The organism is Dehalobacter sp. MCB1 (assembly GCF_003590275.1).
Taxonomy (GTDB): domain Bacteria; phylum Bacillota; class Desulfitobacteriia; order Desulfitobacteriales; family Syntrophobotulaceae; genus Dehalobacter.
Window position 1 is genome coordinate 45,343 of record NZ_LXPC01000010.1, and the last position, 22,180, is coordinate 67,522.

The 22,180-nt window shown below is 42.8% G+C and carries 18 protein-coding genes and 1 riboswitch; of the genes, 10 read left to right on the plus strand and 8 right to left on the minus strand.

Translation table 11 applies throughout. The features are described 5' to 3' along the window. Positions 1–27: 27 nt before the first annotated feature. Positions 28–1,233, minus strand: a complete 1,206-nt coding sequence (locus A7K50_RS06570) for an HDOD domain-containing protein (RefSeq protein WP_119775097.1) — start codon at positions 1,231–1,233, stop codon at positions 28–30. Between the two features lie 289 nt (positions 1,234–1,522). Between A7K50_RS06570 and A7K50_RS06575 the strand changes: the two genes are divergently transcribed. The 3 genes from A7K50_RS06575 (at position 1,523) to A7K50_RS06585 (ending at position 4,933) form a co-directional block, all read left to right on the plus strand. Beyond that, positions 1,523–1,753 (plus strand): hypothetical protein, encoded by a 231-nt coding sequence (locus A7K50_RS06575; RefSeq protein ID WP_119775098.1) that lies wholly within the window; start codon positions 1,523–1,525, stop codon positions 1,751–1,753. A gap of 679 nt (positions 1,754–2,432) precedes the next feature. Next, positions 2,433–3,878, plus strand: a complete 1,446-nt coding sequence (locus A7K50_RS06580; protein ID WP_119775099.1) for a DEAD/DEAH box helicase — start codon at positions 2,433–2,435, stop codon at positions 3,876–3,878. Positions 3,879–4,027: 149 nt separating this feature from the next. Next, positions 4,028–4,933 carry a chemotaxis protein gene (locus tag A7K50_RS06585; protein ID WP_119775100.1) on the plus strand — a complete coding sequence of 302 codons (906 nt, stop codon included), beginning with the start codon at positions 4,028–4,030 and terminating at the stop codon, positions 4,931–4,933. Positions 4,934–5,067: 134 nt separating this feature from the next. Here A7K50_RS06585 and A7K50_RS06590 read toward each other — a convergent pair whose 3' ends face one another. Beyond that, positions 5,068–5,433 carry a spore germination protein GerW family protein gene (locus tag A7K50_RS06590; RefSeq protein WP_119775101.1) on the minus strand — a complete coding sequence of 122 codons (366 nt, stop codon included), beginning with the start codon at positions 5,431–5,433 and terminating at the stop codon, positions 5,068–5,070. Between the two features lie 323 nt (positions 5,434–5,756). Between A7K50_RS06590 and A7K50_RS06595 the strand changes: the two genes are divergently transcribed. The 3 genes from A7K50_RS06595 (at position 5,757) to A7K50_RS06605 (ending at position 11,199) form a co-directional block, all read left to right on the plus strand. Further along, complete coding sequence (locus A7K50_RS06595) at positions 5,757–8,051, plus strand: type IA DNA topoisomerase (RefSeq protein ID WP_119775102.1); 2,295 nt, start codon at positions 5,757–5,759, stop codon at positions 8,049–8,051. Positions 8,052–8,166: 115 nt separating this feature from the next. Continuing rightward, positions 8,167–10,233, plus strand: a complete 2,067-nt coding sequence (locus tag A7K50_RS06600) for a DNA topoisomerase III (protein ID WP_119775103.1) — start codon at positions 8,167–8,169, stop codon at positions 10,231–10,233. Between the two features lie 105 nt (positions 10,234–10,338). Then, positions 10,339–11,199 carry an NYN domain-containing protein gene (locus tag A7K50_RS06605; RefSeq protein ID WP_119775104.1) on the plus strand — a complete coding sequence of 287 codons (861 nt, stop codon included), beginning with the start codon at positions 10,339–10,341 and terminating at the stop codon, positions 11,197–11,199. On the opposite strand, the gene A7K50_RS06610 is transcribed toward A7K50_RS06605, so the two are convergent. The 3 genes from A7K50_RS06610 to motA form a co-directional block, all read right to left on the minus strand. After that, the gene (locus A7K50_RS06610) at positions 11,196–12,746 is read right to left on the minus strand and encodes a diguanylate cyclase (RefSeq protein ID WP_119775105.1); all 1,551 of its coding nucleotides are present in this window, start codon (positions 12,744–12,746) and stop codon (positions 11,196–11,198) included. The genes A7K50_RS06605 and A7K50_RS06610 overlap by 4 nt on opposite strands. Positions 12,747–12,922: 176 nt before the next feature. After that, positions 12,923–13,651, minus strand: a complete 729-nt coding sequence (locus tag A7K50_RS06615; RefSeq protein WP_119775106.1) for a flagellar motor protein MotB — start codon at positions 13,649–13,651, stop codon at positions 12,923–12,925. 2 nt (positions 13,652–13,653) lie between these two features. Continuing rightward, on the minus strand, positions 13,654–14,454 hold the full coding sequence (gene motA / locus A7K50_RS06620) for a flagellar motor stator protein MotA (RefSeq protein WP_119775107.1): 801 nt from the start codon (positions 14,452–14,454) through the stop codon (positions 13,654–13,656). Between the two features lie 364 nt (positions 14,455–14,818). Here motA and A7K50_RS06625 point away from each other — a divergent pair, with 364 nt between their 5' ends. Then, positions 14,819–15,313 (plus strand): hypothetical protein, encoded by a 495-nt coding sequence (locus A7K50_RS06625; RefSeq protein ID WP_165904936.1) that lies wholly within the window; start codon positions 14,819–14,821, stop codon positions 15,311–15,313. A gap of 63 nt (positions 15,314–15,376) precedes the next feature. Here A7K50_RS06625 and cobT read toward each other — a convergent pair whose 3' ends face one another. Then, positions 15,377–16,495 carry a nicotinate-nucleotide--dimethylbenzimidazole phosphoribosyltransferase gene (gene cobT / locus A7K50_RS06630; protein ID WP_119775108.1) on the minus strand — a complete coding sequence of 373 codons (1,119 nt, stop codon included), beginning with the start codon at positions 16,493–16,495 and terminating at the stop codon, positions 15,377–15,379. Positions 16,496–16,623: 128 nt separating this feature from the next. Further along, positions 16,624–16,800, minus strand: a riboswitch (cobalamin riboswitch). A 159-nt stretch (positions 16,801–16,959) separates the two neighbouring features. On the opposite strand from cobT, the gene A7K50_RS06635 reads away from it, so the two are divergent. From A7K50_RS06635 to A7K50_RS14165, 3 genes are all read left to right on the plus strand, one after another. Then, the gene (locus A7K50_RS06635; RefSeq protein WP_119775109.1) at positions 16,960–17,913 is read left to right on the plus strand and encodes a tetrahydromethanopterin S-methyltransferase subunit H; all 954 of its coding nucleotides are present in this window, start codon (positions 16,960–16,962) and stop codon (positions 17,911–17,913) included. A 208-nt stretch (positions 17,914–18,121) separates the two neighbouring features. Beyond that, a complete protein-coding gene (locus tag A7K50_RS06640) occupies positions 18,122–19,051 on the plus strand; it encodes a hypothetical protein (protein WP_243103669.1) in 930 nt (309 codons plus the stop codon). A 16-nt stretch (positions 19,052–19,067) separates the two neighbouring features. Then, positions 19,068–19,241, plus strand: a complete 174-nt coding sequence (locus tag A7K50_RS14165) for a hypothetical protein (RefSeq protein WP_165904935.1) — start codon at positions 19,068–19,070, stop codon at positions 19,239–19,241. A gap of 5 nt (positions 19,242–19,246) precedes the next feature. Here the strand turns inward: A7K50_RS14165 and A7K50_RS06645 are convergent, their stop codons facing one another. Continuing rightward, on the minus strand, positions 19,247–20,737 hold the full coding sequence (locus A7K50_RS06645; protein ID WP_119775110.1) for an FMN-binding glutamate synthase family protein: 1,491 nt from the start codon (positions 20,735–20,737) through the stop codon (positions 19,247–19,249). Positions 20,738–21,077: 340 nt separating this feature from the next. Continuing rightward, positions 21,078–22,046, minus strand: coding sequence for an arginine deiminase family protein (locus A7K50_RS06650; protein WP_119775111.1), 969 nt, complete (start codon positions 22,044–22,046; stop codon positions 21,078–21,080). Positions 22,047–22,180: the final 134 nt, after the last annotated feature.

Consider the following 22,180-nt stretch of genomic DNA (forward strand, 5'->3'; position numbering starts at 1 on the left):
CGACTTCACCCGATGAACATTTCAGTGTTAATAATCCAGGGATCTAGTCCATTTAATAGCTTCCACATATAAAAGCATAAAGCGTTTAATGCCGAGTTTATTGATCAGATTCTGATTTTCGACTTCGCTCCATTGCGCATTTTCAAAGTCAATGATGAAATTCAATAAGCGCCGTTGTTTATTATCCTGGCCGAGCAAGGCCAGTTTTACATGATCCGGTAGGGAAAGGCCATGGAGCACCTGCTCCATGCTTTTGTTCAGCAGAATGTCAATGGAAGAAAACATCCCGGTAAAAAAGAATTCAGAACTGCTCATTTTATCTCCCAGTTCTGAAGCTAAAAGTTCCATTAGTTTTCCTCGGATAAGTGACAATTTGATCAGTTCTGCATTCTCGATATTTTGCAGATCTTTCAGCATGATGATTGAGCTCCAACGGTACAGTTCTTTTAAGCCAAGGTGGGCAAGCGCCTGCGGGATAGAATTGATTTTATTTTTTGTCCCAAGATATATGGAGTTGGCAAGTTTAAAAATTTTATAGGTCAGGCCGAGATCACTTTGAACGATATTGCCAATTACCGCATAGCTCGGTTCAGGCATTTTGAGTTCCTGAATGATTTTCAATATATTGCTGTTCAAGGATACAATCTCTTTGGAATTAATGATCGAAGGTTTGCTGAAAAAATAACCCTGAAAATAATCATATCCCATTTCATAAGCGCGCTGAAATTCTTCCCGCGTTTCTATTTTTTCAGCGACAAACTTAACCTTTGTGTGAAATTTCTTGATAAGCTTACGCTGAAGTTCTTCATTTACAGCCGGGTACTCTATTTTAATGATGTCTGCTGTTTCGATTAACGGCAAGTAGCTTTGATCGAACACAAAATCGTCAAGTGCCACCAGATAACCCATCTCTCTGACCCGTTTACAGGCTTCAACGGTTGACTGCGCTACCTTTTTCCGTTCAAGTATTTCCAGCACGACATTGTGATTCGGAAGCAGCGAGGGGATATCACTGTCAACAAGATCCTTAGAGAAATTGATAAAAGCTTTAGCATCATCCGTTAAGTCCTGTATGCCAAAAACCAGAAAGGAGTTGTAGATCAATTCTGCTGTGGCCCGGTCATCATCGATGCCGCTGAAGCTGTTGTCCTGGCCTTGTCTGTACAGCAGTTCATAGCCGTAGATATGCAAATTGCGGTCAAAAATAGGCTGTCTGGCAATAAAAACATCCATTGATTTATCCTCCATAACAACGAAATACATTTCCACAATTGTCCAGCACTACCATTATATTTAAAAATTACGGATAAGTAAATTGCTTAATGTATACAGAAAATGTCTTAATCAAGTGTATACTGCCGTAAAAGATGGTTGACACATTATTATTCCTTCTATATAATACATTTCGGAGTATTTTTACGGATATCAAGATTTCATTTACATCATTGTTTAATTGAATTCTGAAATATTGAAGTAACACTCCCTGAAGTATTGGAGCATGTGAGAAGGAGGTGTTTTTTTTATGCGTTTTTGTCATGAACTCAAAAAATTGGCGAATGCTTTTGAAGCGGATCAATTTGTGGCCGTCAAAAAAGATGTACTCGTCGTCCTCGAAAATATATATGGTGAAACCTCCAGAGAGTATAAAGTTGTCAAACAGACATCTTCTCCTGCAACCATTATCAAGGTTTTGAACCATATCGCTGAAAGATCAAATGATTTGTCCTTTCATGCGCTTGCTGCAAATATGTAATTTAAATCCATGGCGTGGACTACGGCCTCCTTTCTGCAAGGGGGTCGTATTTGTTTAGGTTGCTACTATGCATTTAACGTTAATAAGGCACTTGGAAGAAAGGATAAAGGAATTGATTCCTGATCTGCAGAAATAATACTAAATAGAATAATAATAGTAGATCGATTCGTCAATCGCATTACTATTTTTAATACCATTTTGTTAGGGTTAGTCTATGGGGCACAATACCGCTTTCCGGCTGTTGCGCCATCCTTGGCGAGTCGCTCCTTGCCCTCCATGGCATCGCGACATTAGGCCATCCGTGGCCGTCAAAAAGCCGCGCTTCGCATCGTTCTCCGCTCACAGCGGAACTGTGCCCCACAGACTGATTATATGGTTATTTGAGCAAGTCTGCATGTCGGAATGCAAATCATTATTTATGTGGCTATTTTAAGAATATCAACTAATACTTGGATTCCAAAGTAATGCTAACTAAAAAAACAACTTACTAACTCCAGACTAAGTCAACGAAATGGATGGACAGCGTCAAGCGGAGCATGGATTGCGAAGCACGGGATTTTGTGTCAGAATGACACAACGACCGAAAGCGGCCATCCATTGCGTTGACGAGCCCGAGTAAATCTAAAAAATTTATAATATTCCATTTATACATACTCCTGATAAAGAAAGAGATGACCGTATGCACCAGGTTTCTTTTGACCACTATCCGTTAAGTCCGGAAATATTAAAAGCCCTTCAGCTGCTGAACTATGACAAGCCTACGAACGTCCAGAAACAGGTCATCCCATTGTTTCTGGCCCAAAAAGATGTGATTGTTAAATCTCAGACCGGCAGCGGCAAGACGGCTGCTTTTGCTATTCCGCTTTGCCAGCTGGTGGATTGGGAAGAAAACAAGCCTCAGGCCCTGATCATCACGCCAACGAGAGAACTGGCCATCCAGGTCAAAGAAGATATGTTTCATATCGGCCGTTTTAAAAGACTGAAAATTGCTGCAGTATACGGCAAATCTCCTTTCTATTATCAGGAGAAAGAGCTAAAGCAGAAAACACATATTGTGGTGGGAACGCCTGGCCGGCTGATCGATCATCTTCAGAAAGGAACGCTGGATACTTCTTGTATCAAATACCTGGTTATTGACGAAGCGGATGAGCTGATGAATATGGGTTTTCTGGAACAGACAGAAACCATCCTTCGCAGCTTACCTGCCAACCGCGTAACGGCCCTGCTGTCTGCCACGATGCCTCTTGATGTCAGAACACTCTGTATTCACTATTTGCACGATCCAGACTACGTCGAAACGCAAGAGGAAACATCCGCCGTGGAAAGAATATCCCAGGAAAGATACCTCATTGCCCGACAGGATAAAATAAAGCTGCTTAAAGATCTTTCAGTTACGGAGAACCCCGATAGCTGCCTGATTTTCTGCAATACCAAATATCAGGTGGATGAAGTCTATGCGGAATTGAAATTGCTCGATTATCCTTGCGCCAAAATTCATGGCGGTATGGAACAAGGACACCGCCTGAGTGTCATGGATGATTTTAAACAGGGTTATTTTCGATACCTGATTGCAACAGATGTGGCAGCCCGGGGAATTGACATCGAAGATATTTCCCTTGTCATCAACTTTGATCTGCCGCAGGAAAAGGAAAGCTATGTCCACCGGATTGGCAGAACAGGGCGTCTGAATAAAAACGGCAAGGCTATCTCCTTTATAACTGAAGACGATGACAAGTACCTGCAGGATATACAGAAATATATCGGACGAGAGATCCCGCTGAAACAAAGACCGTCTCAGGATACTGTCCGGAATGCCGAAGCCGCCTTTCATAAGAAAATAACCGTTGTGCCGGATAATAAAGCCATGAAAGGCACCCGGATCAACTTGGAAATCATGAAGCTTCAGATCAATGCCGGAAAGAAATCTAAGATGCGGCCGGCGGATATTGTCGGTACACTGACGAACATTCCGGGTATGACAGCGGCTGATATCGGGATTATCAATATCCAGGATGAATTGAGTTATGTGGAAATCCTGAACCTTAAAGGGACACTTGTCCTTGAAGCCTTGCAAACAACACCGCTTAAAGGTAAACTTCGGAAAGTAAGAAAAGTGAACCATTAAATGCTCAAATGTCACAATAAAACTGCATTTATTGAAATAAAATGAATATTTAATTAGACAACACGAATCCTGAAGGATTTTGAAACTTCTTTAGCGAAAAATACTAGATATACACACTCAGGGAACAGGAAAGAGGAGAGAGGTAGACGATGCAGGATGATAAAGGAATTTTGCTGGAATCCGGGACCAATGAGTTTGAAATTATTGAATTTACCGTAGACGGGAAATTCTATGGGATTAACGTCGCCAAAGTAAGGGAAATTATCAACAATGTGAAGGTGACACACCTGGTTGGTTCACATCCATATATTGAGGGACTATTTACTTTACGGGATAAGATTATTCCGGTTGTCGATTTGACGAAATGCATTACCGGTGTTAAGCAGGCTACAGATAACCAGCAGATCATTGTATGTGAAATCAATGGTGAAATGATCAGCTTCAAAGTCGATGAAGTCACGAGGATTTACCGCGTATCCTGGACTCAGATGGAACCTTTGTCGGATATTGCCGGTTCGGACTTTGCTGTCGGTATCGTTAAGCTGGAAGAAAAAATCATTGTTCTAATCGATTTTGAAAAGATTATTTCTGAGATTGATCCGACCATGAACAAAAAGTTATCAACGATACCCGCGGTAACTGAAGAAATGGACGACCTCAGAAAAACAAAAACGATATTAATCGCAGAAGATTCCCGCATTCTTAGGGAACTACTAATTAGAACACTTAGCGCTGCAGGTTATCACGTGATTTCCAACGATAATGGTCTGGAAGCATGGGATAACCTGAACAAAATGACTGCTGACGGCAGTTTGATCGAAGATAAAGTGCAGCTGGTCATTACAGACATTGAAATGCCCCAAATGGATGGTCATCACCTGACCAAAAAAATTAAAGAGCATGACAAGCTTAAAGAGCTGCCCGTTGTTATCTTCTCCTCGATGATCAGTGAAGAGCTGAGAAGGAAAGGGCAGGCGCTCGGTGCCTGTGCCCAAATCACAAAGCCAGAAATCGAACAGTTAATTGAAATTGTTGATAAAAGGTTGCTTTCTTAATAACAAAAGATGCATGTCTACGGAATGATTATATTCCATTATAGAATGAACACGCATGATTTAAATTTTTAGTGGTGCTTCCTGCGGAACTTTTTTATTCGTCGGGAAGCACCACTAAAAATTAGACATATGATTTATTTTTCACTGCATTTTGGATCTTTAACTTTATCCACGATCTCGGGAACCATATCAATTAATTTTTCGAGCCCTCCTGATTTTTCAATCGGCAGCAATTCAACCTGATCACCTTTGATAACCAGAACTGCTGTTGGCGAAATACGGCCGCCGCTACAGGCACCGCCACCCGAACCCTGGTTGTTTTTCTGTTCAATGCCGCTTCCGCCGCTCGTACCCAAGCCGAATGTAAACTCAATAAATGGAACAAGAATGATTTCTCCGACCTGCATAGGTTCGCCGACGACGGTCTTGGTTTTCAGAAAGCTTTCCAGTTTTTCAAAGACGTTGGTGATATTTTCGCCAATGTTAAAACGGCCCGACATAGGGGGATCCTCCTTTAAAATTTGATTTTTGATCTTCTTTCTTAGAGTCTGGCCGTTCCTAGAATTTTTTAGTCAGACCCAGAATCATCAGCGTCGGTTTCAGTCTTGCATTTAGGATATTGAACAAATTCCATCCCGATTCCGCCAAAGAGCCAGGAAACGGACTCCTTCATTTTTTAGCCCAAAGTACCAGTTAGTTTTATGCTATACTGAGTATTGTGGAAAATTAAACTAAAATTTATTTCAGTGTTACATGCATTTTAGATGGTACTAGGTATCTGTAAGATTCACATGGAAACAAAATTATACGGAAAGAAGATCTTATGGAAAGAATACTGATTATTGCTGAAAAACCGGCTCAGGCCCGGGAATATGCTACAGCCCTGGGGGTAAAAGGCAAAGGACAAGGCTGGCTCGAAAATGACCAGTATGTGATAACTTGGTGTATCGGTCATCTTCTGGAGCTGGAAAGGCCGGAAGGCTATATGGATCTAGAACGTGTCGGGAAACGCTGGAGTCTGAACCGTCTGCCTGTTCTACCGGCTGTCGATTCGTTTCGGCGTACAATCAAATCCCAAACGCGCCAACAATTTCAAGTTTTACAAAAATGGCTGAAATCTTCTGAAATCAAACAGGTTATTTGCGGAACGGACGCCGACAGGGAAGGGCAGCTTCTCTTTCAGGAAGTCTGGGATTTGGTGGGATGTACAAAACCGCTCTCGCGGCTTTGGATTTCTTCCCTGACGCGAGAGGCTATCCTAGAAGGCATGAATCAGTTAAGGTCGGGTCAAGCCGTCGAAGGTCTGTCAGCGGCAGGCAATGGCAGGGCCTTTGCGGACTGGGACTTTGGAATGAATCTGACCGAAGGCTTCACCTCTTTGTTTGGCAGCTTCGACACCATTCGCAAAAAACCGAATGTGATTTCCATCGGCAGGGTACAGACCCCGACACTGGCGCTGATCGTCCGCAGAGAGTGGGAAATTGAACAATTTGTTGCTGAAACCTATTTTGAAATCAGTGCATCCTTCTCAGCGGAGCAGGGACAGTACACCGGACGCTGGTTTGATCCTGCTCAGGAAAACAAACGCCTGAACGACAGGGAAACTGCCGAAAAAATTACTGCAAAAACACAGGGTCAGCGAGGGAAAATCATCCGGGCCGAACAAAGAAAGGTTTCCGAAGCTCCACCCTTGCTTTTCGATTTGACAAGCCTGACAGTCACAGCTTCCAGACGATTCGGATTTAGTGCCGAAAAGGTCCTGGAACTGGCCCAGTCTCTTTATGATAAAAAGGCTATCACCTACCCGCGTACGGATTGTGCTTATTTGCCCGCGGATATGATTCCGAAGCTGCCTGCTCACCTGAAAGCCCTGCGTCAGGAGCCTTATCAGGAAAATGTTGATGAAGCAATGACCTATGGTGTGCCTCAAAACAAACGGGTCATCAACACGATTACGGCTCACCATGCGATCATCCCTACAACGGAAACCGTTCATTGGCGTAAGCTACCGGAAGCCGAACGTCAGCTTTTTGACCTGATTGCGAGGCGTTTCCTGGCTGTCTGGTTTCCTCCTGCCTGGTATCAGCAGACGGAAATTGTTACAGAAGCGGCCCAGGAACATTTTCGCTCCAAAGGCAGGATTCTGCTCAACTCCGGCTGGAAAAAAGTCTACGATTTCGAAGACACTCAGGATTCCGAGGCTGAAAGCAACGGAACAACAGGAAAAACCAGGAGAAAAAACAAGAACCGCGAAAACCGGCAAGACGAAAACACAGAACTCCCGGCGGTCAGTCAGGGTGACTCTGTTCAGACGACTGAAGTCTGGATTGACGAAAAGAGCACCAAACCCCCGAAACGTTTCACCCAGGGTGATCTGCTTAAAGCGATGGAGGGTGCGGGTAAACAAATTGAAGACGATGTTCTGCGCCAGCAATTGAAAGGGAAGGGCCTCGGGACAGTAGCTACCCGGCCGGCGATTATTGAAAATCTGCTTCAGCGCGGCTATATCAGACAGGAGCAAAAAACGCTGCATCCGACCGAAAAAGGAATCCAGCTGATTTCTTTAATTCAAGACAGGCTTCCGCATGCAGCCCAGCTGATCAGCGCGGAAATGACCGGTCAGCTGGAATATGACTTGGCGCAGGTTGAACGAGGTGAACTTTCGCTGGAAAAGTACATGTCCGAGGTCGAGGAAGCGGTGATCCGAATCATCAATGAACTTCGGGCCTATGAACAAAAATATGGCAAAACGCCCCTGGCCCAGGCTCCGGTCCGATTAGCTAAAACATCAAAGGCCACTAGGACAGAAAATGATCCTCCGAGAGCCCGGGAAAACGGACCTGAAAAACTGGGTTCCTGTCCGCGGTGTGGAGAAGGTGTCATTGAAGGCAAAAAAGGTTACGGCTGCTCCAACTGGAAAAGCGGCTGTGGATTTGTAGTCTGGAAAACACCGATTTGCGGTAAAGTACTTAGTCAGGCCCAGATGAAAAGCCTATTGAAAAAAGGTAAAACACCCTTGATCAAAGGATTCAAATCCAAAAGCGGAAAATCTTTCAACGCCTGTCTGGTTTGGGAAGATGCCGCCAATGGAAAACTTAAATTTGAGTTTGATCATTAAATTAATATCATAAATTCTTTCAAGGAACGGCCGCCAACAGGCCGTTTCTTTATGAAAAACTCCTTACAAATTATGCTATAATGGTACATAGGATATCTAAATCGGAGGAATATGCATGAAATCGTTGGTCCTGGCTGAAAAGCCGAGTGTGGCCCGGGAAATTGCCCGGGTTCTTAAATGTAATATTAAAAACAAGGGTTTTATCGAAGGACCACAATACGTCGTTACTTGGGCTTTAGGACACCTGGTCACTTTAGCCGAACCTGAGGATTATGACCAAAAATATAAAGAATGGCGGATGGAAGATCTGCCAATGCTTCCGGAACAGTTAAAGCTCAAGGTGATTCGCCAGACTTCCCAGCAATATCAGACGGTAAGCAAACTGATGAAACGAAACGATATCAAAGAACTGATTATAGCCACTGATGCCGGACGAGAGGGTGAACTGGTCGCACGCTGGATCATGAAACTGAGTAATTGGAAGAAACCTTTCAAACGTCTCTGGATTTCTTCCCAGACCGATGCCGCCATCCTGGAAGGCTTCACGAAATTAAAGCCCGGACCTGACTATAATGATCTTTACGATGCCGCTGTTTGCAGGGCCGAAGCGGATTGGTTGATCGGCCTGAATGTGACCAGGGCTTTAACCTGTAAGTATAATGCCCAGCTGAATTCCGGAAGAGTGCAGACGCCGACGCTTGCCATAATTGTTCAGCGAGAGGACGAGATCAAGAAATTTGTTCCGGTCGATTACTGGTCAATCCGAGCGGACTTCGGTGACTTTTTTGCTGACTGGCACGGCAAAGACGGCAGCCGAATTCATGATTACCGGCAGGTTGAATTTCTGCTGGGCAAGCTGGAAAAGCAATCTGCAAGAATTATGCAGGTCAAGCGTGAGAGCAAAAGCGAACCAGCCCCACTGGCTTATGATCTTACTGAACTGCAGCGTGATGCGAATCGCAGACTTAGCTTTTCCGCCCAGAAAACTTCCAGCACGCTACAGAATTTATACGAACGGCATAAACTGGTTACCTACCCGCGTACGGACTCTCGCTATCTCTCCGCCGATATTGTACCGACCCTGCCGTCCAGGCTCAAGGGACTGGCCGCAGGGCCATATGCCGAAACGGCCAAAAAGCTTTTGGCACAGCCTTACAAGCCGACAAAACGACTCGTGGACGACAGCAAAGTAACGGATCATCATGCGATCATTCCGACTGAGCAGCCTTTAAAGCTCGGGGATCTGACCCATGATGAAAAATCCTTGTATGACCTGATTGTACGGCGCTTTCTGGCCGTTCTTTCTCCGCCGTACCGTTATGATCAACTGACGGTGATCACCGGTATTAATGGCGAAATGTTTTATGCAAGAGGAAAGGTGATGAAAGACCCGGGCTGGCGCTCTATCACTTCCCAGCAGACGGAATCGGAAGAAAGCAGGGAGGATGCTTTGCCTGAACAAATGCTCGGAAAACTGGAGCAGGGCGAGGAACGGACGATCAAAACCCTGAAGCCCCAAAAAGGGAAGACGAAACCGCCGGCACGCTATACGGAAGCCACTTTGCTCACAGCAATGGAAAACCCAAGGAAATTCATTGAAGATGAGGAGCTCCGGGAAACGATGAAGGGGAGCGGTCTCGGTACTCCGGCTACCAGGGCGGAAATTATTGAAAAACTGCTGCATACCAGTTATATTGAACGCAGCGGGAAAGAATTAGTGCCTACATCCAAAGGCCGTCAGCTGATCAGCCTTGTGGCTCCTGAACTTCGAAGTCCTGAGCTTACGGCTCAGTGGGAACAAGCTTTAACAGACATTGCTAGAGGGAACGGAAGCAAGACCGAATTCATTAAAGGAATTCGGATCCAAGCCGTTGAACTGGTTCACAGTATCGTCTCGGACAGCGCGACATATCACGCCGACAATATTACGAAAACTAGGTGTCCGGTCTGCAAAAAATACATGCAGCTGGTCAACGGCAAACGCGGTAAAATGCTTGTCTGTCAGGATCGGGCCTGCGGCCACCGTCAGCCGGAAAAAGAACGAAATACCGGCTTTACCAGTTCCAAGAGAGCAAGCCAGGTAAACCAAAAACTGATTGCCCAATACAGTGACCATCAAAATATTGGCAGCAATCTTGGCGATTTGCTTAAAGAGGCTCTGAATAAACAGAACAAAGATTAATAAATGGCAAGTTTGGAGCCACAACACCTCTTTTCGGCAATTGCGCCAAATCTAAGCCATTATAAGTAAATGTATAAAAAATTAATCATAATAAGGAGAATGTATATGGAAAATGACAAAAAAATTGCCGTGCTGATTGACGCAGACAATGTCTCAGAAAAATATATTAAATACATCTTTGATGAAATTGCGAATCACGGCACCCCGACCTATAAACGGATCTATGGAGACTGGACAAAGCCGAACCTCGCCTCCTGGAAAACAGTGCTGCTGAATTATTCGATCACACCGATACAGCAATATAGCTACACAACAGGGAAAAATGCTACCGACGCTGCCTTAATCATTGATGCGATGGACATTTTATATTCCAAAAGCGTTGATGGCTTTTGCATTGTTTCCAGCGACAGCGATTTTACAAAGCTAGCTTCCAGGCTTAGAGAAGCCGGCATGTATGTAATCGGCATGGGCGAGAAGAAAACACCACAGCCGTTTATCGCTGCCTGTGAAAAGTTTAAATACCTCGAGGTTCTAGGTGTCATTCCTGCAAGCCCCTATGAGACAAACGAACAGGCTAAAACGCGGGTGCAGGGGACACCTCAGGAAGGAATGGCCAGCATTGATGAACTTATTGAAGCCATCAAAATCATTGTCACAGAAAGTTCCGATGAAGATGGCTGGGCATTTTTAGGTGAAGTCGGCATCAAGCTGAATAAGCGCTATCCTGATTTTGATACCAGAAACTACGGCCACGTTAAACTGACACCGCTGATTGCTTCCTTAAAACAATTTGAAATTCAATCCCGCAGAACCAGTAATCCCAATATCAGCCATAAATATATCCGTAACAAGGCGGAGGCTGAAATAGGCAATAAAAAAACACGAACGCCCGAAGCAATCGTGTCTCCTGAAGAATATCGCGTTAAACCGAATGTCCGCTCCCGAACAAAGTCCATCAAACGTTAATTTGAATATTTTTTCTCCCTATACATGCGGAGATCAGCTGTTTTCAAAAGTTCGTCAGGGGTCATTCCATCCTCCGGACATATACTAATTCCAAACGACATTCCAACCCGGCAAATCTTATTGTTTATCATGATGGGTTTGACAAGCTTTTCCTGCATTCTCTGCATAATTCCGTCAAGCTCTGTCTTATTCTGCAATCTGGAAAATAATAGAACAAATTCATCGCCGCCCAGACGCGCTATTACATCCTGCCGTCTGACCACCCCGGCCAGGAGCGACGAAACCTTCATCAGCATTTGGTCACCGATGTCGTGGCCAAAGGTATCGTTAATGACCTTAAACCCATCTAAATCAATAAATACCAGCGCAAATTGCTGATCATGCTTATGATATTTCTCAATGGCCTTCTCCAATTTGTTGTAAAACATTCTGCGGTTTGGAAGATTGGTTAGTTTATCGTAATTCGCCATCTTTTCAAGTGTTTTAGACATAGCTTTATATTCCGTAATATTATGAAGATTGCCAACAACGCCGACAATGCCGTCAAGCTCGGTTTCGGTCACCGAGAATGATGCCATAATACTGATAACTTTGCCTGACGAATCAACCATATCAAACTCAATATTACGCAAAGACTTGTTTTTAAACAACAAATCTGTTCTTTGCAGGTTATACTTTTGAGCTTTAAAAAAATCTGAGAATCTCCGGCCGAGCATTTCACTGGCATCATATTTCAGCAGGTCAAATGTCGCCTGGTTGCATTTACGGATAATTCCTTTATTATCAAGCAGAACGATTGGATCCATCACTGTCTCCAAAATAATGTCCGGTGTCACCGCTATATTCACATCCATCAGTTTATACCTTCGGATCATATAGATGCCGCCTAATCCCCAGAAGATCGAGAAAAAATGAAATAAAGGCGGAATAAATGGAGTGATCAAAGGGAGGATCAAATCAGTACCGATCCCGATCAGCATCATGACGCCCGCCAGAATCGAAATGCTTTTGGCTTGTTTAATGAACCTCCGTCTTTGGCTGTTTTTGCCCCACCTTATGGTAAAGAACAGCGCAACACTTAAGTAAGCAAAAAGCATAAACCAATACAGCCAAAACCAGACTGAACCAATATTGGGTTCATACGTCCAACCCAGGCCGCTTGTACTCTGGACAAAGACTTTGGCGACCAATGATTCATTTGTCAACAGTGTTTTAAACAGTAAAATTGCCGGCAGGCCATACAAGGGGATATACCAATGGATACCCTGAATATTTTTTGTTTTTTCCGATAGAGCCAGAAAAAAGTGAGTGGCCAGCGGACAGAACATCACCCATCCAATCGCCGCGATCCGATGCCAGAATAAAGCATTCTCGGGACTTGGAGCGAGATAAAGGAATGAATAAATGAACGACCAGTATGCAAAACAGAAATTCAGAGAGGCTGATAATCTGTTTAAGGTTTCCTTATGATTCAATTTTAAAATATAGAAACCAAATAAGACAAAGGTATACGCCACAATCATCGATATATAAGACATGGCCAGCATAAATATCACCTGCGTTCTCACCTGAATGCAATAATTCGACTAATTCCAGGATATTTCAACATTATACTGCTGTCAAGTAGATTTCATTTTTCTGAATATATTAAAAAATACGATTGTCTGAATGCAATCGTATTTTTTCAATGATCATGTTTTCCAAGATCAATTCAATTTTCTTATTATTCTGCAACGGGATACTTACGAAGCAGGAAGATCTCAACGCGCCTGTTTTCTGCCCGGCCTTCCTCAACCGTATTATCGGAAATAGGGGAGTACTGCCCGTAGCCCTGAACTGAAAATCTTTCAGGATTCAGTCCGCCCTGATTAACCAGAAAATTCATGACGTTAATTGCACGAATCACGCTTAATTCCCAGTTGGAACGAAACTTCTCAGTATGGATGGGACGGTCGTCCGTGTGGCCTACGACTTTTATATCGTTATCCATATCATTTAGCATTTTCCCGATCTGCAGAAGGAGAGGGGAGAACGCATCGAGGATTTCCGCATCACCCGACGCAAAAAGCATCACATCCTGAATAACGATCTGCAAACCTTCCTTATCCAGATTTACTTTGACGTTATTATAATAACCGCTTTCATAGATTTCCTTTTCAAGTTGTTTTTTTATATCTGCCATCTTATCTTGTTCAAGCTCAGAAGCAAAAACATCCTCAGAACTGGATGGCTCAAGTTCTACCACTTGGTCGCTTTCCTTTTCTAAAAAGCTGGCACCACCTGCAAAAATTTCCTTAAAAGACTCGCTCAACTGCTGCAGTTTTACTTTATCGACTTGACTTATGGCAAACATAACGATAAAAAGTGCAAGCAGAAGCGTCAGCAGGTCGGAATACGGCAGCAGCCAGGATTCATCAACATGTTCTTCATGGTGTTGCTTTTTCTTCGACATCCTTATTCACCGCTGCCTTGTTTATTTTTTTCCTTTTCCTCTAGGATTTTTCTTTCTTTTGGATCGAGCATGCCAGTCAATCTTACTTTAATGCTGCTAGGGTTCTCTCCGGCCTGAAGGGCCAGAACTCCTTCGACAATAATGCGCATATTCTTAGTTTCGGCAGCAGATTTTCTTTTTAAGCGGGAAGCGATTGGGTGACAGACAACATAGCCGAGAAAAATACCAAACAATGTCGCGACGAATGCAGCGGCAATCATATGGCCAAGTTTTTCCGTATCATTTAAATTACCGAGCGCTCCGATTAGTCCTACGACCGCACCTAATACTCCCAGCGTCGGAGCATAGCTGCCTGCCGCGGAAAATATCGAGGCATTGGCACGGTGACGGTCCTCCATATTATCAATTTCCATTTCCATAATTTCTTGAATATAGTCATGCTCCAATCCGTCAACTACCAGGCTTAGCCCTTTTTGCAAATAACGGTCTTCAATTTCCATAATCGTCTGTTCAAGGGACAATAAGCCGTCTTTACGGGCTGTCATCGCCATATCGGTGATAAGTTCAATCAACGACACCGCATCATACGGTTGTTTTTCTCGAAAAAGGGCAGCTAATACTTTCGGAATGTTCAAGAATTCTTTTCTTGGGAATGAGTTCATCACGGCTGCAGTTGTCCCGATCAGAATAATAATGGCCGCAGCTGGATTCAACAGCACAGCTACATTGGCTCCTTTGACAATCATGCCTACGACTACGGCAAGAGCGCCTACAACGATTCCAATAATTAAAAAAATGTCCATTCTTACACCCTTTATTAAATTTTTATCTACAGATAGTCTGCGAATTATAAAAATATTGTATCATTATGCAGATTTTTTAACCAGCTCATTAATAGAAAATATTAGAGAATACTGTCATTTTTAGAAAATATTTATTAGTTTTTAACAGACAGCATATATTATCAAAAAGAAACATATAGCTATAAAATAAATATTGATCCTAAGATAATGATATATATCGGACAAAATATTTATGATATAATAATATCAGAATATTAAGAATATTGTCTAATACACACTAATTTATATTTTAAGGTCTTGATTCTTGAAAGGGGCTTTAGTATTCTGAATAACTAGAAAATTTAATAAGCAAGGGGTGGGCATCATGTTTGTTAGAAAAGGTTTTAGTCGTAGCTTATTCGTTATCATTCCTATTGTTATCCTTGTATATGTTTGCTCTCACTCCGTTCAACAAGCAGAAGGAATGTCTGCTACTGCGCAGGAGATTTCCGTGATTTATGTCATTTTGCCGAATGACCCCCAGGGCATTATCTTTAATCTTTGTAAAGAAAATGATTTGTCGTATGAATTGGTTTTGGCAGTTTATCGAGCCGAAGGAATTAATAATATCCAAATCACTACTGCAAAGTCAGACATAGAGAAGTTGGCATATTACAGAAATTACTGGGTTGATCAAGGCTATGCCGATGAGTTTGTCTTTGATCTGATGCTGTTATCTAATCACTACGGCCTTGAAGACATTCTTAAGATGGTAGAAGACGGCGGCTTATATGATCCTGATGGTTATGTCCAGCGTGTCGCAGATTTAAAATATAATCTTGAACAAAAGAAAAATGAAAGGCTTATTGAATATCGATGAATATGCAAAAAAGACATGAACGGATTATGCCCTACATGTCTTTTTTATCTTTCTTTGCAGATTTTAGAAGTCTCCAGTGGTAACTGCAGCTTGTTCAAATGTGGCCATTTCATCAGCGACTTTAAGGGCTGCCTCGACCATCGGGAACATCAAGGCGGCACCTGTGCCTTCTCCAAGTCTCATATGGAAGTCAAGTCTAGGTTTGAGCCCAAGCTGATGAAGAGCTAGATGCTGTCCAAGCTCTTCTGAACTATGAGAAGCAATCATATAGGAAGTGGATAGGGGTGCCAGTTTTGCTGCGGTTATTGCTGCAGCAGATGAAATGATGCCATCGAGGATAATCGGTACATGTTGATAGGAAGCTTCGAGGATTGCTCCAACGAGCGCAGCAATTTCGAGTCCACCAATTTTAGCCAGGGTATCAATCGGCGAGGCAGGGTCACACTGATTAATTTCGATTGCGCATTTAATCACGTTTTGCTTATTAATCAGGGCATCATCTTTTAAGCCCGTTCCGCGGCCAGTAACATCCTCAACAGAGTGACCGGTAAACACAGAGATTAAGGCAGCGCTCGGTGTTGTATTGCCAATACCGACTTCACCTGTTGCTAACAGATTAACACCAGAGTCAATCGCATTGGCGGCAATCCTTGCACCAGTCAGTATTGCAAGTATGGCCTCTTGACGGGTCATTGCCGGTCCTTTCGCCATATTGTCTGTTCCGTTTTTAACCCGGTAGGCCATAAGTTCAGGAGCGTCGAATGGGGTGGCAATGCCGATATCCGTACAAATAACATCTGCTCCGGCGTTCCGGGCGAGGACATTGATGCCTGCACCGCCATTTAGGTAACTATAGAACATTTGTTTCGTGATTTCCTGAGGTGCAGCACTGACGCCTTCGACGACAACACCATGATCTCCGGCCATAAGCAGGACTGCTTTTTTATTGATTTGGGGGTGTGTAGTGCCAAATATGCCTGCGAGCTGTTGTGCAATATCCTCTAAGACACCTAAGCTTCCGAGGGGCTTAATTTTCGCATCTACACGGCTTTTCATACCTGCCAAAGCTTCCTGATCGAGCGCTTTGATTCCGCCCATCAGTTCTTGTAACGCAGTTTCAAGTTCCTGCCCAGTCGCATTTTTCAGATTTTCCAAACCATGAAATTTTGTAAGGCTGCTCATTTAAAAAACCTCCAATTAAATAAAATTATTTGTTAGGCCATCCGTAGCCGATAAAAAATAAAACCCCACCACAAATTTTCTTGTGGTCGGGATTTTGCCGTCATCACCGCCGCTTTCCATTACCCAGGAAAGACTTTTACCTCTTAGGCAGGCCTCCTGACTCAGACTCAAACGTCCTGAACGCACCTTCCCAGCATACGCCAGTGGATCAGCGGGGACTCGTCTATACAGTGGTGGGTCCGTATCGGATTAGACCGATTTTCCTATTCTCCCCTTAGTGGGGCACCTAAGATTGTATACATATATTCAACTTCTATTAAGATAACGAAAATCATAAATAAAGTCAAGTCAAATTAATTTTTAATAATCGCTCAATCTGGCAATTGCTGTTAAATAATGGTTATTTACAATAATATATGGTATAATACGATTGCTAAATCATCCAAAGAGATATTGGAGAAAAAATGTTTAAATATGACTTAACACCAAAAGTTTGCCGTATCTGTGACATGATTATCGGTGGCCAACCTGGAGATAATCCGCCTCTGCTTATATCCTCAATATTTCATAACGGAGACCGTATTCTAGAAAGCCGCCGTGACAGGAAATTTGATCGTGAAAAAGCCCGTTTATACATTCTCAGGCAGGAAGAGCTGTCCGATCAGACAGGGATACCTGCCATAGTCGCTATGACAGCGGTTTCCGCAGATGAGATGAAGGAATATATTGATTTTTACCTTACAATCAGCAACCGCCCTTTTGCTATTGACATTTGGGGCGAAAAAGCGCGTCTTGATACGGCAGAATATGCTGCCAGCCTTGGTATTCAGGACAAAATTTTATATAACAGCATTACACCTTGGGATAAAGACATGATCGGCCAGGCAGCGGTATTAAAAGAATTGGGAATCAAACACGTGGTCCTGCAGGTCTTCGATGAAACGAACCAGACTCCTTCCGGCAGGGTACAGGCATGCCGTGAAATGCTGACAGCCATTGGAGCAAAAGATTTTTCCTCAGTCTTAATCGATACGACCGTAATGAATCTTCCGTCTATTTCTTTTTCAGCCCTGGCAGGTAAACAAATCAAAGCGGAAACCGGCTGGCCGGTTGGATCAGCCCCTGCTAATGGGACGTATATGTGGAAAGAAAGCCGGGAAATGTGGGGTGGGGAAGGCTTTTCCGCCATAAATGCTGCAGTGCATGCAGTATCGGCCGTCCTGTGGAGCGATTTCCTATTTTATGGGCCGATCAAAGGGGCGCCAAGCGTACTGCCTGCTGTAGCTGCAGCTTCGCTGATGGTTTCTACCTTAGCATATGATGAAAGCGGGGAGCTGCCGGCTAGTCCAACACATCCGCTGTATAGATTTTATGGTGATTTTGCTCAGAAACTGACAGAATTTGATAAAACCAAATAAAACACAGTTATTGTACATTTTGTAAGTGAATGTATAGGACAACAGCTCCTTTCTGAAGTGATCCTGTTAAGGATACTGCCTGGAAGGAGCTGTTTATATATTTGTATATTAGAAATTATTTCCAATATTCCACAAGGAGTAATTTTTGACTATACATTTCCATATATTGGTACTGGTGTTGTAATCGGATAAAAGTGAGGGCAATAATATGATTGCAAAATACGGAATCTTAATAGGGATAGCTTGTGGTACTGCTTTAGGAACCATTTTAGGAGCAGTGATCATAATATGCTTCGGCACATTTGAAACGTTTTTGTCTAAAACACTTTATCAGGTAAAACAGTTAAATGCCAGACAAATATGGGGAATATTTATCGCACTTATCGCAATATTTATTGGCTTTTATTTCTGTGAGGAGTTATTTCTAGGCAATCTTGTAGGGATAAATACAGATCATTTAGGTGTCTTTGCTCAAATTCTTCAAGCACCCGTATTTCAAGGGATGAGAATCGTCCTATATATTTTATTATGGTTGTTAATGATTAAGCTGCCGTTTCTAAGTTTTAAAACAATTGGCGTTAAAACACCTTACGGTGAGCTTAGTATGGAGGCTATATTGTCTGAGTCTTCCGTTATAAAAAATGCCATGTTGAATGAAATCAGTGTCGCCTTGATGGGGATATTAAGAATCTTAAACAACGCATCGGTCATTGAAATGATTAAAGATATCAAAAACATTGGCAAAGAAATTAATGATCCCTATTTTATTAAAAGTATCACAAAGGTAATCAATATCCAATTTAAACTATATAATATTAGAAAGACGCATTCCGATTATCTGATTGTCTCTGAAGAGATTGCCTCATATAAAAAAGTACCGATTGTGAATAGAGCCACATTAAAGGAGCTGGCTCAGGAATCAATTATTAATAAAGACTTTAGGATCAGCGACGATGCATCAATTATGGTTGTTCCTTTATTCTTTAAAAGTGAAGTATGCGCCATCATCTATGTTCAAAGCGAAAAATATCTGTTTCAGCAGATTGATGCTATGATCATCGATAGTATTTGGAACAACATTTGTCATAACAACGAAGCTCTCAAGGAATTGATCATTAATCGTGAACTAAATCTTTAAGAGGGAGAGGGGATTGATGAATATGCGAAAATCTTATAAGGTAAAGGAAATGATCGAAACAGTTGAAAAAGAAGACTACGGGTTCCTCAAGATTCTGCCTCAATTGCGCGAAAATAAGGTAACCGTAAAGCCGAATCTACAGTTTAAGAAACAGTTAAAAGAAGAATTCAAGCAAATTCTAGGTTTATAATTAAACTAATAGGCTCTTTTTACCCCAGTTAATTCAGCAGAAAACGTATCAAGCGCCACTAAGTCGCTAGGGCTTAGTTCTTTGATAGAAGTTTTCCCCAAACCACGAATGGCTTGTTCCATTTCAACCGTCATAGAACGTAAGACATTCGATACCCTTTCAGCGCTTAAGTTTATGTTCAGCTTTTTGTTATATTTTGATGCATAGCTAACAAGGACTGTAGGAGGCTCCCAGGGGATTACTTTTTTGTGCTGCTTGTTGGCTAAGGCATATAAGGGGACGGTACCCAGATAAATAGCATCAGCGCCAAGCGCAAGTGCTTTTAAACAGCTTCCAGGATTAAAATAGCCGCCAGATACAATCAGACTTATCTGTTCTCGAATTCCGCGTTTTTGTAAGTAACGGACCGCGCGAACTAACGCATGGAGACTGGGAATTCCAAAGTCATCCTGCATGGTGGGGTTGGAAACAAGAGATCCACCTTGCGTTCCGTCGACTGCAATGACATCAAACCCTGCATCCACAGCTAAACCTAAATCTTCTTCAATTTTGTCCGTGGCCATCAATTTCAGAGCAATGGGTATTCCATTCGCCTTATTACGCAGGTTATTGACCAATATGGGCCAATCTGCGGCACTTTGTACACCGGGAGGAGCAGGTAGACCCGATATACCTTGATTGCGGGATAAACCCATAAGTTTACGTGCTTTGCCTTTAATTTCATCCGGAGCTATATAGAAGACGCCTTTCTGCCCTCCTTGCGAAATATGTACTTCCAGCATGTCCGCAGAAGCAATTTCTTGGTCCGTGCGTAGCCCCCACGGCCAATTGGCAATTTGCAGAATATATTTATCCGCTTCGTCGCGTTCTTCTTTCAGATAGGGGCCTTCACCGGAGTTTGTAGCTGTCCCCGCTAGTTTTGCTCCCCTAGCTAAAGCTATTTTTGCGGGCTCACTTAGAGCAATTCCATAAGCCATTCCAGAAATAAGGAGAGGTATATTGACTGTAAGAGGTTTGGCTGCCTTGGGGCCAAGTGTCACTTTCATGTCAACTGCGGTCTCGCCCGATTTAGAGACCATCGTCATTTGGGGTGGAACAAACATAAGGTTATCGAACCCGTCAAACCTTTTTGAACTGCCAATCGGCCTATTAATCGTTGTCCCTTGTGTTGCCCTTAAATTGTTTTCAACAATATTTTGAACACCGGCCCGATGAATGGCAGTCCATAGCTCTATGACATTTTTACCGTATTCATCTGTTGTTAAAATGGTAATTGCTTTTGTTACATTTTTTTGAACGATTTTACGCGCTAATGGCCCGGTAGTTAATAAAGCTAACGGCAAAGATGCCAGCATTATTCTTCGATTTCTTGCGCGACGGATTATTAGGGACTTTTGTTCTTTGTGATGTCCTATGGCGTAACCAGCTGTTAAAATGGCTGCAATGGAGCCGAGAGTCTTAAAAGAAAAACTAAAATCTCGCGAATCTTTATTCATATAATGTCACCTCACATGTAATGCTTAGTTCAAAGAATTCGAATGACTTTTTATGATTTTTGATGAACAGTATTATTCTTATCCTAAATTTTAAAAAAATACCTTTTATTATTTGTCACTTCTAGATATCAATACGAAGAGGTTCGATTCCGAACCTTTATTTAACGATGTGAATCATGTAATGTGCCGATATTTCGTGACGCATGCAGTGATGAAAGAATTAATTGAATATTCCTTTTCGGAGTTAAACCACTTAACAGTGCCATACATGGAACACATCTCCAAATTGTTTTTGTTTCATTATTACCCGGTAGGGTTTTGCGTTGTCGTCGCCATCATCTTAAATTTGATTGACGCGCTGAGAAGTCTTTAACTGAAGATTAGAGTCCCGCCAAACCCGTAAAGTCAGGCAGCGGAGACTTCCGCCCCCAGCCAATAAGGCCTCAGGATGGAACGGAATGATTTCTACGCCTCTGCGGCTAAGTTCATTTTGGGTCTGAAGACTTAAGGCAATATCATAATGAATGAGAATATTGGCATCGACCGAAACAAAACTGCAGCCCCAGGACTGCTGTTCTTGGTCGGATAGTTCGATAATCTCCATTTCCCTGCACGCAAGATATTCTTGGACGTTGATTTCTGTGCGTTGCTTTGCCGTAATCAGATAAGTCTTCAGAAAAGCCGGCAAATAGGCCAAAGCTAGGCTTTCACTGATTCTGCCAAAAATCATATCCGGATGCATATACCGTCTTTCCTGGGGAATCTCCGCATAAATGATTTGCGGAAAGAGATGAAGTACCTTGCTGAAAAATTCTTCGAGCGTTCTTCTGGTATGCCGCTGTGTATCGGCAAGAAAAAGAATTTCAGGCGAAATTGCTAGACACCCTTCAAACTGATCCTGACCCTGAAAGGCATGAAAGAGGGGAATGCCGAGATTATCAAGAGCTTCTCCGACAACTGTTTCTTCTCCTGCCCGGCTGCCAGGACACATCTTGGAAAGAATAGCTCCTTGGCTCGTTATCAGGCAAGTATCGTTCAGATAGGGTAGATTGGGTAAGGAATGTAGGAGAGCTTTATTCTTCTGTACAACATCCTGGAGTTCCAGCACCTCAATTCCTTGAGCGCGCAGAAGGTCCGCATACCGTTGATGTTCCGACTGATACCGAGGAATATCCGGGACAAAATTGAATAAACATTCCTGATAGTTTGTCAGATTGACTAAATTCAGAGACTGCTGGGGTTTATGGAGAATGACTTTCCGTAAACGGCCCAATTTTTCCGTGCCAAATAATTCAGGATGGTTTAACATTGGATACCCCCTTGATAAGAAAAATTATCTGGATGTAGTATTCACAATTTGAGAACGGCTATGTTACATAATGAAAGTTTTAGGGCAAGAATAATAGACAAGAAGTATTTAACACGATATGATAAAATGAAAAT